Consider the following 13,706-nt stretch of genomic DNA (forward strand, 5'->3'; position numbering starts at 1 on the left):
AGCTCGCCGAGGCAAACGCGCTGATCCAGCGGAGCTTTTGGACTATCCCGAAAGGTTTCTGACCATGATTGGTTCTTGTGACTTAATTTGTGACTTATTGAGTATCGGGAATGTTGGGCCTGTTTCAACTCCAGCCTTTGCCATTGGCTGAACCCATCAGGGATCCTGAAAGAAGTGCGGGAGGGATCGGGGGGTGCAGGGGCTGTCTTGGTTGGTGTTGGGTTTGAGCTATGTCGGGTTGGGACTGGGATCCCTGCCTAGGTTGCGTATGAACCGGGCCACCATCGCCCTGGTGGGATCCGCCCTGTTGATTGGCTTGGGGACCTTGTCGCTACGGCAGGCTTGGGAAGCCATTGACCCGACCACGATTGTGTTTCTCCTGAGCATGATGGTGGTAAATGCCAGCTTGTCCTATGGGGGGGCTTTTCAGTTGGCTTTGCTGGGCTTGATTCGGGTGAGCCGCAGCCCCTTTGGTCTGTTGATCATGCTGGTGTTCGGCAGCGGGCTGCTCTCGGCTTTCCTGCTCAACGACACGCTGGCGCTGGTGTTTACTCCCCTGACTTTGCAGGTCACAACGGTGCTGGGGTTAAACCCGATTCCCTATCTGCTGGGCTTGGCGGCAGCCACCAACCTGGGATCCGTCGCCACCCTGAGCGGCAACCCGCAGAATATCCTGATCGGCTCCTTCTCTGGGATCGGCTATCTGGAGTTTGCTGCCCAGATGACCCCCATTGCCGTGGTGGGGCTGCTGCTGGAAGTGGGGTTGCTGTGGCTGTACTACCCTGAGGTGCGCTCGTTGAAACCCTTTGCTCGGGTGCCTTGGCTGCCGCTGCGGCTCTACCCGCCCCTGTTGCGCAAGAGCGTGGTGATTACGGGGGGGCTGTTTGTGGCCTTTGTAGCCGGACTTCCCTTGGCAGAATCGGCTTTGGTGGCGGCGGCCCTGTTGTTGATTACCCGTAGGCTGAAGCCAGAGCGATTTTTGGGGCAGGTGGACTGGAATCTGCTGGTGATGTTTTCCGGGCTATTTATCCTGACGCGGGCAACGGGAGAGCTGGTAACTGCTTGGGGGATGAGCTTGGGATCCTTGGCAGAGAGTCTGGCGGGATCCCCTCTTGCCCTGCTGAGTAGTGTGGCCGTTTTGTCCAACATCATCTCCAATGTGCCGGCGGTGCTGTTGCTGCAATCGTTCCTGCCTCGGCAGGAGACCACTGCTTGGCTGTTGCTGGCTGCCGGCTCCACTTTGGCGGGCAATTTGACTCTATTTGGGGCGGTGGCCAATCTGATCACGGTTGAGGCAGCGGCCAAAAAAGGCTACGTGCTCTCGTTTGGGGAACATCTGCGCTTTGGCCTGCCCCTCACTCTGCTGACTTTGGGGTTCAGTGGGTTGTGGCTGTGCCAGCCCTTTCTGTCTTCCCCATCGCTCAGATGACCTCTGTCGAGGGATCCAGTGGGGCTGTGACTGGCTTGTCGGGATCCCTGTGTATGATGGGAAAAAGAGTTTAAGAAACGTAACGTGTCTTCTCCGCTATCGCAGGCAGTTATTTTGATCACAGGGGCAACAGGGGGTATCGGCAGCGTCCTGGTGCCCATGCTGGCTCAGGCCGGATCCCATCTGGTGTTGGCCGCTCGGCGAGAAGAGCCCCTGCGAGCTCTAGTGGAGAAATCAGCCTCTTTGGGGGCTGCCTCTGGATTGGGGATCCCCACTGATGTGACGGACTATGCCCAGGTAGAGGCCCTGGTCAACCAAACGGTGCAAAAGCATGGGCGCATTGACGTGCTGATTAACCTGGCCGGGGCCGGGATCCTGAAGCCTGCTCCCCAGCTAACCCCCGCAGACCTGGAGCGAATGCTGGCGGTCAACCTGAAGGGCAGCTTCTACACCAGCCAACTGGCTGCCAACCCCATGCGGGAGCAAAAATCCGGCCACATCCTCAATTTTCCCGGCGTCCTTGGACGTTATCCCATGGCGATGGCCTCTGCTTACTGTGCGGCCAAGTTTGGGGTGGTCGGGTTTAGCAAGTGCATGGCCGATGAGCTGAAGCGCTTTGGGGTCAGATTTACGCTGTTTTACTTCGGGGGCATCGACTCACCCTTCTGGGATCCCATCAGCCTGAAGGTGCAACGAGACAAGATGCTCAGCCCTGCCACGGCTGCGGAAGCCATCTGCTTTGCCCTTACAGCGCCCGCTGGTGCTGTACCGAGCGAGATAGTGTTGCAGCCGGAAAGCCACCAATTCCTTTGACCAAGTGTTTTGCCGTCCTTTTGCTGGGGTTGAGGCGGCAGCAGCTTGTCTTTTGGTGAAACAAGCGCTCGAGTTTCTCTCTTGGGCTCCCCCCGTCTCAATTATGAGCTTTCTCCAGCAACAGCCCATGGGATCCCATTCCCTTAACCAGCCAAACCTGACCGCTGCGTACCTGCTCCAGAAGGGTAGAGGGATCCCGAAGCCTAGCCCAGAGTGGCGGTTCAACCTGCTTTCCAGGGCACGTCTGACCCGTACAACCCAGTGAGTCAGAGCCGTTGATGGGTGTGGGGGTGCTGTTTGATGTTGTCGGCATCCTTCACCTCCACAACCGCGTTGAGGATCCGTCGGGGATCAACGCTGTGATTGAGCTTAAACACCCCCCGCTCTGGAGTGCAGGTTTGGTGCAGGGGGATATGGCGAAACTGGGGCTTGCTGCGATAGGTGCGGGCCGCTGCCTGCACCCGTTCCACGAAGTCTTCTCCCAACAACACCCCTGGCGGGAAAACCTCGGCAGGCAAAGTTGGGATCCCGTTGTTCACGATCTCGGCGTAGGTTGTGGCGTAGAGGAGAACATAGGAAGTGCTGCGGCGTTCTTGGGCCAGGCAGTCCAAATCGGCAGCAGGCACCGGCTCGGCCACCAAAACCTCTACCAGGCGACCTTCCTGATCCTGCTGGAAGCAAGTGGCCACTCCCAGCACCACGTACTCCGGTCCTTGCACTGGGCTGGAGCCAAGGTGAGTTTGAGCAGTATCGGACATCGATGCCGATCTCCAAGCGGGGGAGCGAACTTTCACGGCTCCGGCAGGCGCCAAGATCCCTCAAGCCGGGCGCAGTTCTCACCATAGCAACAATTTTTGCGTCGGGCAGCGGGAGCTGTTGCAAGATAGAAGGCAGATCCCAGCCCAGCTCTCTGTAAAGGATGGCAAGGGCGGCACTTGGCTGCAGGGATCCAAACTTTGCTTTACCCAAAAACTGGGCCCTCAAGGCTCACGGCTCGCTGACGCAGTCGCGACAGCTTGCGGAGCAGTAGGGAGCGGCTTTGTGCTATGCTGCCGGCAGCGGCAGGGTAGTCAACCGCTGCAGAAGCCCAACGGTTTAACGACTGGGTCAAACCCAAACAAATAATAAATAAATAGTTTTGTAATAGTTTTTTGTTGTCTGCAACAACACCCTAGGGCAGGGGGAAGCCGCCTTGAAAAAGAAAACCACTGGGGAGACAAGCGCCGCTGTCGTAGAGGGGAAACCTTCTTGCGAAAGCGAGACGGAGTCCTTTACGGTAAGTGCTGTCACGGAACCAGTAACTGGAATCCTCGCCCTCTAGAGCAGGGAGCATGTCAATGGGGCAAAGCGGGGTCAGTGCTGCCCAAGAGGAACAAGGGGTTGGGTTCCAGGCACCTTTGGCAACCCTTGATTCATCATTATCTAGGAAATACTTGCTCTAAGGATCCGACCATGGCGGATGGCGAATACAGACCAGGCTTGGAAGGCGTTCCGGCCACACGCTCCAACATTAGTTTTGTGGATGGCCAGGCGGGGATCCTGGAATATCGGGGCATCCCCATCGAGGAATTGACCGCCCACAGTACCTTTCTGGAGACAGCCTACTTGCTGATCTTTGGAAAGCTGCCGACCCAATCGGAGCTGGACAACTTTGATCAGGCAATCCGCAGTCATCGACGGGTGAAATACCGCATCCGCGACATGATCAAGTCGTTTCCAGAGTCGGGCAACCCGATGGATGCTCTGCAAACCTGTGTGGCGGGCTTGGGGCTGTTTTACCCGCTGCGGGAGATGGATCCCGACTATGTATTCGGCACCGTCACCCGCTTGCTCTCCAAGCTGCCGACCATGGTGGCCATGTTCCACCAGATGCGACAGGGCAATGATCCCATTCCCCCGGACGACAACCTGGATCATGCTGCCAATTTCCTATACATGCTCTCGGGCAAGAAGCCGGATCCCTGGTTGGCCCGCATTTTCGATACCTGTCTCATCTTGCACGCCGAGCACACAGTCAATGCCTCCACGTTTGCCCTTCTGGTGAGCGCTTCCACGCTGGCTAACCCTTACAGCAGCCTGGCCACGGCGGTGGGTACCCTTTCGGGGCTGTTGCACGGGGGGGCCAACCAACAGGTGATGATGCTGCTGCGGCAAATTGGCTCGGTGGAAAATGTGCGCTCGTTTATCGAGGAGAAACTGGCCAAAAAACAGCGCATCATGGGCATGGGTCACCGGGTTTATAAGGTGAAGGATCCGCGGGCCACTATCCTGCAGCGGCTGGCTGAGGAGCTGTTTGAGCGCTACGGCCACGACAAGTACTACGACATTGCCCTGGAGGTGGAGCGGGTGTGTGAGGAGTTGCTAGGGCCGAAGGGGATCTACCCGAATGTGGACTTCTACTCAGGGTTGGTCTACGCCAAGCTGGGGATCCCAGAAGATTTGTTTACACCGGTGTTTGCCATTGCCCGAGCGGCGGGTTGGCTGGCCCATTGGCGGGAGCAGTTGTCCGATAATCGGCTTTTCCGACCCACCCAGGTGTACACAGGTGAACGCCAGCAACGCTATATCCCCATAGAAGAGCGAGGTTGAGAGCCGTTTGACAGGGCGCTGGGCCGAGATCCAAACTCAGTAAGGCCCAAGTCGTGCGTGAGGTGGTGTGTTGAGCCTCTTGGACTCTCCCCTTTGGCGAGACGGATTCACCCTGTTTCTGAGCCTTGTGGTGCAGGCCATGCCATTTCTGCTGCTGGGGGTGTTTCTATCGGGGCTGCTGGCGGTGTTTGTCGAGGGATCCCAGTTGGCCCGTTTCCTGCCCAAAGGCAAAATCGGCAGCGCGGTGGCCGGTGGCGCTTTAGGATTCTTTTTCCCGGTGTGCGAGTGCGGCAACCTGCCGGTGGCCCGTCAACTGGTGATCAAAGGGATCCCACCCCACGTGGCGGTGGCTTTTTTATTGGCGGCGCCGGTGTTTAACCCGGTGGTGATCTTTTCTACTTGGATTGCCTTTCGCTCCATGCCGGAGCTGGTGATCTACCGAGTTCTCTTTTCCTTCGGCATTGCGGTTGTCGTCGGCTTGATCTTCAGCCTGCAAAAGGATTTCCAGCCTCTGTTGCAGCCGTCAGTCTGGCGGGAGCTGCAGCGCAATTGCTCCCAAGAAGCTGATCCGAAGAACATCTCCCGCTCGCCGTTGTTGCAGGGGGGCACCTTCTGGATTGGATCCCAGAGCCCTGCTCAAGGGGCCTCTGGCGGATCCCTGGCCACTTTACAAACGGCTGAAGATGTGTATCGCTCTGCTCTGGCCGCTGCGCCTTCTCCCTCCAGGGAACAAAAAGGAGTTCTCCTGCTGCAGACCTGGGCCAGGGAGATCCGCGAATTGGGATCCGTGCTCATCTTGGGCTCGGCGATGGCGGCCCTGATTCAAACGGTGATCCCGCGTTCGTTTGTGCTGGATTATGGCCAAGATGCATTGCTCTCAATCCTGATCATGATGGCCCTGGCCGGGATCATCTCCATCTGCTCGACGGTGGATGCCTTTTTCGCCCTCTCCTTTGCGGCCACCTTTACGCCGGGATCCCTGTTGGCTTTTATGGTGTTTGGGCCGATAGTAGACTTGAAAGCCATAGGCTTGATGCTCACTCTGTTCAAGCCCCGCGCCATTTTCTACTTCGTGATCTTGGTCTTTCAGCTTACTCTGGTGGGAGCTTTAGCCATCAACTACTATGGCAGTTAAAGCGTTTGTTTGAACCTTTCTCCACAGGGACACCCTCTCCATCCACTCTCCGTCAAATATTCGTCAAATATAGTTGCTTCAGTTTAGGGTAAGACGCCTGGGCTCCTGATCGCGCCAGCGGGACGGAGTCCTTGAAAAGCCTTCCGGCTCGGTGCACTTTAAGTGTGGGTGCAGTGTCCTGCTTTAAATCGAAATGACTATAGAAAGAGTTGCCTGGATAAGGTTTGTCACCAGAGGACTCTGCTCCCAGACGGTTGAGAACTCAGGTGTTACAGGTTTTATTGTAGTAAACTCAAGAAGGACGTAGTCTGGATTTCATAATTATCGCGACCCTATTTTTCAGCAGGACAAAGCTATGAGCAATCTATACTCGACAGACTTTAACTTGTGGATTGACCGAACAACCCGGCTATTGCGGGAAAGGCGCTGGCATGAAATTGACCTAACACACTTAATTGAAGAGGTTGAGAATTTGGGTAAGAGCGAACGACGAGGGATTACCAGTCAATTAACTCGCCTTCTGCTGCATCTACTCAAGTGGCAATATCAACCTCAGCGCCGTTCAGATAGCTGGCTAGATTCCATTACAGATGCACGAACCCAAATCGGATTGGCCATAGAAGATAGCCCTAGCCTAAAAGGTTATCTGGTAGAGCAACTTGAAGAGAGTTATCAACGGGCGCGCCGCCAAGCAGCCAGGCAAACGGGGATAGAAATCTCGACATTTCCAGATGTCTGTCCCTACTCTCCAGAGTTGGTGCTTGCAGAGGACTGGCTGCCGGAAGTTTGACAGTCCACACCACAAAGCATTTAACGGTGGACAGCATTCCCACAGTAGTAAACTACCCGGCTCCGACCGCTAAGCGGTACGGAGCGGGCTTTCAGTAGCCCTGAGCCTGCTCTGCTCTACCAGAGAACAAAACAAGCCCGGACCTCCAGGCTGGTTTACGGCAGCCCCCAAGAGCGCAATTACGTTTGCACCATTCAAGTCCGCATCTCCTTCCCATCCACAGTGCCCACACTTGAACGACTTACCACTGCGGTAGGATTGCGCAGGATCGGGATGGATGTGTAAACACTTGTGACAGGTCTGCGACGTGTAGGCGGGCGGAACAAGAATCAGAGAAACCCCTGCAACTCTCGCCTTGTATTCCAGAAACTGGCGTAGCTGGTAGAACGCCCAACTGTTGGTTCTGCGCCTTTCGGTTTTGCTGCGGGGTTGTTGATTGACCCTTTCCCGGATCCCTGTCAAGTCTTCCAGGGCAATAGCGCTGTTTGTGGTCTTTGCCCTAGAGACAATAGCTTTAGAGATGCGATGATTGACCCACGTCTGAAAGCGTCTCTCCTTGCCAGACAGCCGTTGCAGCAGTTCTCTGCATCTGCGCCGCGAACTGCGGGTGCCCTTACTGGCTTTGCGTTGGAGTACCGCCCTCAACCGGGAGTAGTGGTCGCGGACTCGGTTCAACTGCTGTCCATTCCAATTGTCCCCCTCTGACGTATGGGCGATATCCGTCCTGCCCAAGTCCACCCCGATCACCCTGTCGGTATCTTGTTGCTTGGGTGGCTTTTTCTCTACGCAAATCTGGATGTAGTAGGAGCCATCTTTGCGCTTGACCAGGGTGGCAGATTTGGGGTTGGAACCAGCCAGCATCCCACGCTGGTAGTTGCCAATGGCTAGTTCAAAGCGTTCTCTCCCTTCCACCGTAGTCAGCGACACCGTCCAGTCTTTTTGACGGAACGAAAAGATGCGAGCGTCGTAGGTAACAAAGCCGCTCTTAAACCCCTTGACGGGACGCTTTTTCTGCTTAGCCACTTTGCGGGAACCCGCTACCCGTCTGCACACCTGTTGAGCCAAGTTACTGGACAAGCCAAACCGGGCTCGAATCTCGTAGTAGCAAAGGGATTGCAGTTTGACCGCGTTGACGATCTTCTCCGGCGTGTTCTGGTTGACCCAATTCAAGGCTTGGCCAAAAGCCTCCATCGTCGCGTCCAATTTGGCGGCTTGCGACGGGGACACCTTGAGCTTGCAGGATATGGTCAGGACTTGGCTCATAAGTTCATTGTACTTCATCAAAGCGCATTCCTCCCGACACCGACTCTACGGGTACAGTGCGGGGCTCCTGCGATTTCTAGCTGACTGTAGAGCTTTGGACTGGTGTTGTCCTGCCCAGACAATCCATCAGGGATTAAACATGGGCAATACAGATAGACCAAGGCCAATTGCTGTGCTACTGTTGCTATTCCTCAAGCAGAGGCGCGCTCCTGCCAGGTGCGCATCTTGCCCGGATTGAGCAGGCCATAGGGATCCACTTCTTCTTTAAAACGAATCTGGCGCGGATCCATCACTTTGCGCCCGCCGTCTTCGATGATGAAAGTGTGGGGGTTGGCAATAAATACTCCCTGCTCTTCGTGGTAGCGCATGATCTCGTTTAGACGCTCTTCGGTGGTAAAGCGGACAATTTGCAGGCCGACGGGGGTAGCTTGCCCGTTGATGCGAATCCACTCCAGGTGCATCAGCACTTCGTCGCCAAAATACTCGTACATGTGCTGCACCAGCCTCAGCTCCCGGTCGGCGGGAAAAGCCGATTGTAAATAGGTAAGGCTGGGATCCACGCCGCGGCAGTGCAAAGTGGTGTGGTTCCAAGAAAATTCCCCCAGCGAGATCCCTTTGCTGGCCTCCTGGGCAGTTTTGTTGTAAACCACTTGGCCCCCATGTTCCCGGACAAGCTCCAACAGCGGCTCCAGGCTGCATTCGGCCACCATCAACAGGGCCACAGCGGATCCTTCTGGCAAATGACCCCGCAGCGGTGCAAAGTAGCTGGGGATCGGCCAAGCGTGCAGGCTGACCAATTTCTTGAGGATCCCATCGGCATCTCCCAGGGCTTGGCCAAAATGGGCACAGGGCATAAAGCCCACTTCAGGGGGAAAGGCCACCACCAGCTCCGCCCAAGGATAAGCAGGCGCCAGCGGGATCTCCACCTCGGTGATGATCCCATTGAGGCCCCAGGCATGGCTTACTTTGAATACCTCATCTCCCCGCAGCTCCAGCACCCGGGGCTCTTCCTCCAGGGTGACCACCCGCAGCCCCAAGATGTTGCCCCGATCCCGCAGTTGGCCGTAAGTCACAGAGCCAATGCCACCACTGCCGCCAGCAATGAACCCCCCGATGGTGGCCGTGCGATAGGTGGAAGGAGCCATGCGGATCTCCCAGCCCATCTCCCGGGTGTGTTTGTCTATGGCCATCAACTTGGCCCCCGCCTGCACCCGCGCCAAGCCCGGCTTTGCCCAAAGCACCTGGTTGAGCTTGCCCATGTCCAGGATCACACCCCCGGCCAGCGGGATACATTGGCCGTAATTACCGGTACCGGCACCGCGCACCGTAACCGGGATCCGCAGCCTGGCACAGGCCGCCGCCACCCGCATCACCTCGGCCTCATCGGCGGGGCGCACCACCAAATCTCCCCGCTTGTCGCTCAGTTGTCGGCTCAGCACGGGGCTGTAGTGGTAAAAATCCAACGACAACTTGGCCACCTGAGCCGGATCAGTGATGATCTCAATACCCTCTAAGTCAGAACGCAAAGCCTGCAGCTTGTCAGGAGCGGCAACGATCATAGGTATCCGTATTTGGGTGCAACGGTTCTTCAGACCCCATCATCGGCAGAAATTGCCTGCAAAAGGGTTTGCCGAGAACAGTATGGGAAGGATCCCTGTCCGGCCAGGTCGATTAGCCGAAGCGGCCCTCCACATAATCTCTTGTGGCTTGCTTGGTGGGGCTGTTGAAGATGACTTCAGTTCTGTCAAATTCAATCAGCTCGCCCACACGGTTGGATCCCACCAGCTCCACGCTGAAGAAAGCCGTCATATCCGAGACGCGGCTGGCCTGCTGCATGTTGTGGGTGACGATGATGATGGTATATTCCTCCTCCAGCTCCTTCATCAGCTCTTCGATACGGCGGGTGGAAATGGGATCCAGTGCCGAACAGGGCTCATCCATCAAAATCACATCCGGCTGTACCGCCAGAGCGCGGGCAATACACAAGCGCTGCTGCTGCCCTCCCGACAGCGACTGACCATTTTCTTTCAACTTGTCTTTGACTTCATCCCAGAGGGCAGCCCGTTTCAGCGAGGTTTCCACCACCTCGTCCAAGTCTACCTTCATCCCCAGCACCCGCGGGCCGTAGGCCACGTTGTCGTAAATGCTTTTGGGGAAGGGATTGGGTTTTTGGAAGACCATGCCGATACGCCGCCGCACCGCCACCGGATCGACTTCTTTGGCGTAGAGATCCTTGCCGTGGTAGGTGAGCTTGCCCTCTACACGAGCACCGGGGATCAAATCGTTGGTGCGGTTGAAGCAACGTAGGATCGTGCTTTTGCCACAGCCGGAAGGGCCGATAAACGCAGTAATCTGTCGGGCTGGGATGTCCAGAGTAACATTTTTTACCGCCAGATTGGAGCCATAGTAGACATTCAGGTTCTCGGTCCTGAAAACGTAAGAGGTCTGGTTAAGAGATTGAGTTTGCATGGCAGCACTCACAAAAAGAGCTAGAGTTCGACGAAGAGTTCGATTCAAGACTTTGTTGAGAATCCTCAGGCTATTTCCTGGTCTTGTACACCAAAAAGCGAGCGGTCAAGCTGGCCGCCAAAACAATGGCTAACAAAACCAAAGCGCCCGCCCAAGCCAGCTCCTGCTGCACCCTGTAGGGAATGATGGAGAAAAAGTAGACCATCACCGGCAAGGTAGCCACCGGGCCAAAGAGATCAGTAGACCAGAAATTGTTGTTGAAGGCGGTAAAGAGCAGAGGTGCAGCCTCGCCTGCCGCTCGGGCCAAAGCCAGGATTAGCCCGGTTACGATGGCCGGTGCCGCTGCCGGCAAAACAACGCGCATTGTGGTCTGAAAGCGATTTGAGCCCAGGCCAAGGGAAGCCAAGCGCATGTCGGGCGAAACCAGCAGCAACGCCTCCTCGGTGGAGCGGATGACAATCGGCAGCATCAGCACGCCAAAAGCCACCCCTCCCGAGAAAGCCGAAAAGCCGGATCCCCTCACCACCACAGCATAGGCAAACAGGCCGCAGAGAATGGCCGGTACCCCCGTGAGCACATTGCAGGAAAACTTAACCAGATAAGCCAAGCGGGTGCCGCGACCGAATTCAGACAAGTACACTGCCGCCAAGATGCCGAAGGGAAAGCTCAAAGCCGCCCCCGTAGCCAGCACCATTAAATTGCCGACAATTGCGTGACCAAAGCCCCCTTCCGCCAGGCCAGGGGCAGGGTAGCGGGTCTGGGTGAGGACATCCCAATTTATCCGCTGGATGCCTTCCTTGCCCACATCCCACAGCACCCAAGATAGGGAAGCTATGATCACCGCCACAAAGAGGCCACTCAGCAGGGTTAGGACAATGCCTGTGTAATTGCGGACAGGGGCAATGGCGGCACGAGTAATGTCGATGTCAACCTTCTCAGGGGCAAGCTGTGCTGAGTCGGACATGATAACAGTGCTCCTTTATCTTCTTTCTGCTTCCCAAGTTACTGCTCCAAGTTTTGAAACTTGCGGATGATGATCTCGGCAACAATGTTGACCAATAACGTCAGCACCATCAGCACCACGCCGGCATACATGAGAGCCGAAACCTGCAAGCGTCCTGCCTCGCCAAACTGAGAGGCAATCAAGCCAGTAATGGTGGATCCCGGCTGCATTAGGGAGATATTGATGCGGTTGGCGTTGCCGGAAAGCATGGCCGCCACCATGGTCTCTCCCAGGGCCCGCCCCAGCGCCAGCATGATCGAGCTGACAATGCCCGACAGGCCGGCAGGGATCATCACCGTTAAGAGGGTCTCCCAGCGGGTTGCCCCCAGAGCCAAAGCGCCCTCTTTTAGGCTGCGTGGCAGAGATTCAAGGGTACTGCGGGTAATGGAGATGATGATGGGAGAGATCATGATCCCCAGCACCATAGCCACTATCAACAAGCTGGGCCCCCGCGGAGCCGGGCCACCCAAGAAAGGGATCCAACCCAGCGTCTGGTTAATGGCTCGAAAGATGGGCCGCACTGCTGGAATCAGCACAAAGATCCCCCACAGCCCCAGCACCACACTGGGAGTGGCCACGATCAGCTCAATGGCAAAGCTAATCGGCTCCGTTACCCACTTGGGGGCAAAACCTTCCGTCAGGAAGATGGCAGTGCCAATGCCCAGAGGGATGGCAAAAATCAAAGCCACCAGAGAGGTCACCAAACTGCCATAAATCTGTGGTAGCACCCCGTAGATGTTTTCCACCGGGTTCCAGCGGGCAGTAACCAGGAAGCCCAAGCCAAACTGCTGAATCGCCGGCAGAGCCGCTTCGGTGGTTTGAAGAATCACCCAGATGAGGATAATGCCGGCAAACCCTGCCAAGGCCAGCGTCAGGCGGACAAAGCCCACATCAACAGCCCGAGACAGGCTCGCCTTTTTCTCAATGTCAACATCGATATCCGGGTTTGGTGGTGAACCATAACCCGTAGCCGCTGAAGTCATAGCCTCTCTCCCATGATCATCTTCGGTTCAAAACTTTCCTAAAAATCCCACCGTGCAAGGTAAGCCCAGCAGCCGACCGAGAAAGCCTCATCTGCCTCCTCAGCCGGCCACCAGCTCCACTCTAGTGGAGTTCAGGCTGCAACCCAGTCATCGCACCGCCTTGGGGTTAACGGTGATGGCATCCAGCTCTGCAAAGATCCGCTGGATAGCCGCCTCAGGCATAGGGATGTAGTCCAGCTCCTTGGTGATGGCTTGACCCTCTGGCCCCTGGGTCCACTTCAGAGCCTCCACCAGCTTGGTCAGCTTCTGCTGATCGGGATACTCGCGGTACAGCATCACCCAGAACAAGCCCACGATTGGGTAGTCATTTGGCCCTTCAGGGTCGGGCACCAACAGCGCAAAGTTATCAGGAATGGGAGCATTCAGCGCCGAGGTAGCTGCCTCAGTCGAGAACTCAACAATGTTGCCCGCTTTGTTTTCCATGCGAGCAGTGGTCATCTTTTCCAGCTTGGCATAGGACTGGTTCACGTAGCCAATTGCCCCTGGCTCCTGCTTGATGGTGGCGGCTACGCCCTCATTCCCTTGGGCTCCAATGCCAACAGGCCACTCGACAGAAGTACCAGCACCGGCTGTCCAATTAGGGCAGACAGTTCTGATGTGGTTGGTGAACACAAAGGTAGTCCCAGAACCATCAGAGCGGTGTACCCAGGTGATGTCCAGGGGTGGCAGCTTGTTTGCTATACGTGGGTTCTCGGCCTTGATGCGAATGTCGTCCCAGCGAGTGATCTCGCCGGTCACGATGCCGCAGTAGGTTTTCCGCTTCAGGATGAGCTCTCCGTCTTCAATGCCGGGCAGGTTATAGGCAAACTCGATGGCCCCTCCCGCCAGAGGCAACTGTAGGGGATCATAGCCGTATTTAGCTCGGAAGCTTTCCAGGCGAGCACCGGAGAAAGGCGCCTCGGAAGCGCCGAAGTCCACAGTGCCATTGATCACCTGCTCTAGGCCAGCACCACTACCGACAGACTGATAGCTGACTTGCACAGTGGGGTCTACGGTGCGGTTGTAGGCGTCAAACCAACGTTGCAGCAAAGGAGCCGCAAAGGTCGCGCCCGCCCCGGAGATTTGCACGGTTTGGGCTTGAGCCGAGGTCGCTGTTAGAAATCCTACTGTTAGAGCGGTGAGGGAGAAAGCAGAAAGCAGGGTTCGCATAGGTAATATCTGTGGCAAATCAA

12 protein-coding genes are annotated in these 13,706 nt (G+C 56.4%); 5 read left to right on the forward strand and 7 right to left on the reverse strand.

Going from position 1 to position 13,706, the window contains the following annotated elements; translation table 11 throughout:
• The first annotated feature begins 193 nt into the window (after positions 1-193).
• Positions 194-1,429, forward strand: a complete 1,236-nt coding sequence (locus tag ACVWY8_RS09080) for an anion transporter (RefSeq protein ID WP_457393910.1) — start codon at positions 194-196, stop codon at positions 1,427-1,429.
• An 84-nt stretch (positions 1,430-1,513) separates the two neighbouring features.
• Complete coding sequence (locus ACVWY8_RS09085) at positions 1,514-2,242, forward strand: SDR family oxidoreductase (RefSeq protein ID WP_011433499.1); 729 nt, start codon at positions 1,514-1,516, stop codon at positions 2,240-2,242.
• 266 nt (positions 2,243-2,508) lie between these two features.
• Here ACVWY8_RS09085 and ACVWY8_RS09090 read toward each other — a convergent pair whose 3' ends face one another.
• On the reverse strand, positions 2,509-3,000 hold the full coding sequence (locus tag ACVWY8_RS09090; protein ID WP_457393907.1) for a hypothetical protein: 492 nt from the start codon (positions 2,998-3,000) through the stop codon (positions 2,509-2,511).
• Positions 3,001-3,694: 694 nt separating this feature from the next.
• On the opposite strand from ACVWY8_RS09090, the gene ACVWY8_RS09095 reads away from it, so the two are divergent.
• The 3 genes from ACVWY8_RS09095 (at position 3,695) to ACVWY8_RS09105 (ending at position 6,756) form a co-directional block, all read left to right on the forward strand.
• Complete coding sequence (locus ACVWY8_RS09095; RefSeq protein WP_457393904.1) at positions 3,695-4,831, forward strand: citrate synthase; 1,137 nt, start codon at positions 3,695-3,697, stop codon at positions 4,829-4,831.
• A 79-nt stretch (positions 4,832-4,910) separates the two neighbouring features.
• Entirely contained in the window at positions 4,911-5,966 is a 1,056-nt protein-coding gene (locus ACVWY8_RS09100; RefSeq protein ID WP_457394086.1) for a permease, read from the forward strand.
• Positions 5,967-6,321: 355 nt separating this feature from the next.
• Complete coding sequence (locus ACVWY8_RS09105) at positions 6,322-6,756, forward strand: DUF29 domain-containing protein (RefSeq protein ID WP_011433505.1); 435 nt, start codon at positions 6,322-6,324, stop codon at positions 6,754-6,756.
• Between the two features lie 69 nt (positions 6,757-6,825).
• Here ACVWY8_RS09105 and ACVWY8_RS09110 read toward each other — a convergent pair whose 3' ends face one another.
• From ACVWY8_RS09110 to pstS, 6 genes are all read right to left on the reverse strand, one after another.
• On the reverse strand, positions 6,826-8,019 hold the full coding sequence (locus tag ACVWY8_RS09110; protein ID WP_457394083.1) for an RNA-guided endonuclease InsQ/TnpB family protein: 1,194 nt from the start codon (positions 8,017-8,019) through the stop codon (positions 6,826-6,828).
• 191 nt (positions 8,020-8,210) lie between these two features.
• On the reverse strand, positions 8,211-9,578 hold the full coding sequence (locus ACVWY8_RS09115) for an FAD-binding oxidoreductase (protein ID WP_457393901.1): 1,368 nt from the start codon (positions 9,576-9,578) through the stop codon (positions 8,211-8,213).
• Positions 9,579-9,690: 112 nt separating this feature from the next.
• The gene (gene pstB / locus ACVWY8_RS09120; RefSeq protein ID WP_099883872.1) at positions 9,691-10,488 is read right to left on the reverse strand and encodes a phosphate ABC transporter ATP-binding protein PstB; all 798 of its coding nucleotides are present in this window, start codon (positions 10,486-10,488) and stop codon (positions 9,691-9,693) included.
• A gap of 70 nt (positions 10,489-10,558) precedes the next feature.
• Entirely contained in the window at positions 10,559-11,452 is an 894-nt protein-coding gene (pstA, locus tag ACVWY8_RS09125; protein WP_414399765.1) for a phosphate ABC transporter permease PstA, read from the reverse strand.
• 38 nt (positions 11,453-11,490) lie between these two features.
• Positions 11,491-12,474 carry a phosphate ABC transporter permease subunit PstC gene (pstC, locus tag ACVWY8_RS09130; protein WP_457393898.1) on the reverse strand — a complete coding sequence of 328 codons (984 nt, stop codon included), beginning with the start codon at positions 12,472-12,474 and terminating at the stop codon, positions 11,491-11,493.
• Between the two features lie 147 nt (positions 12,475-12,621).
• Entirely contained in the window at positions 12,622-13,683 is a 1,062-nt protein-coding gene (pstS, locus tag ACVWY8_RS09135) for a phosphate ABC transporter substrate-binding protein PstS (protein ID WP_457393895.1), read from the reverse strand.
• Positions 13,684-13,706 lie beyond the last annotated feature (23 nt).

This window comes from Thermostichus sp. OS-CIW-32 (genome assembly GCF_054060415.1).

Coding starts and splice junctions, on each gene's coding strand:
- pstC (WP_457393898.1), bottom strand. CDS start 12,474: ATGACTTCAGCGGCTACGGGTTATGGTTCACCACCAAACCCGGATATC.
- ACVWY8_RS09090 (WP_457393907.1), bottom strand. CDS start 3,000: ATGTCCGATACTGCTCAAACTCACCTTGGCTCCAGCCCAGTGCAAGGA.
- pstA (WP_414399765.1), bottom strand. CDS start 11,452: ATGTCCGACTCAGCACAGCTTGCCCCTGAGAAGGTTGACATCGACATT.
- ACVWY8_RS09105 (WP_011433505.1), top strand. CDS start 6,322: ATGAGCAATCTATACTCGACAGACTTTAACTTGTGGATTGACCGAACA.
- pstS (WP_457393895.1), bottom strand. CDS start 13,683: ATGCGAACCCTGCTTTCTGCTTTCTCCCTCACCGCTCTAACAGTAGGA.
- ACVWY8_RS09110 (WP_457394083.1), bottom strand. CDS start 8,019: ATGAGCCAAGTCCTGACCATATCCTGCAAGCTCAAGGTGTCCCCGTCG.
- ACVWY8_RS09115 (WP_457393901.1), bottom strand. CDS start 9,578: ATGATCGTTGCCGCTCCTGACAAGCTGCAGGCTTTGCGTTCTGACTTA.
- ACVWY8_RS09095 (WP_457393904.1), top strand. CDS start 3,695: ATGGCGGATGGCGAATACAGACCAGGCTTGGAAGGCGTTCCGGCCACA.
- pstB (WP_099883872.1), bottom strand. CDS start 10,488: ATGCAAACTCAATCTCTTAACCAGACCTCTTACGTTTTCAGGACCGAG.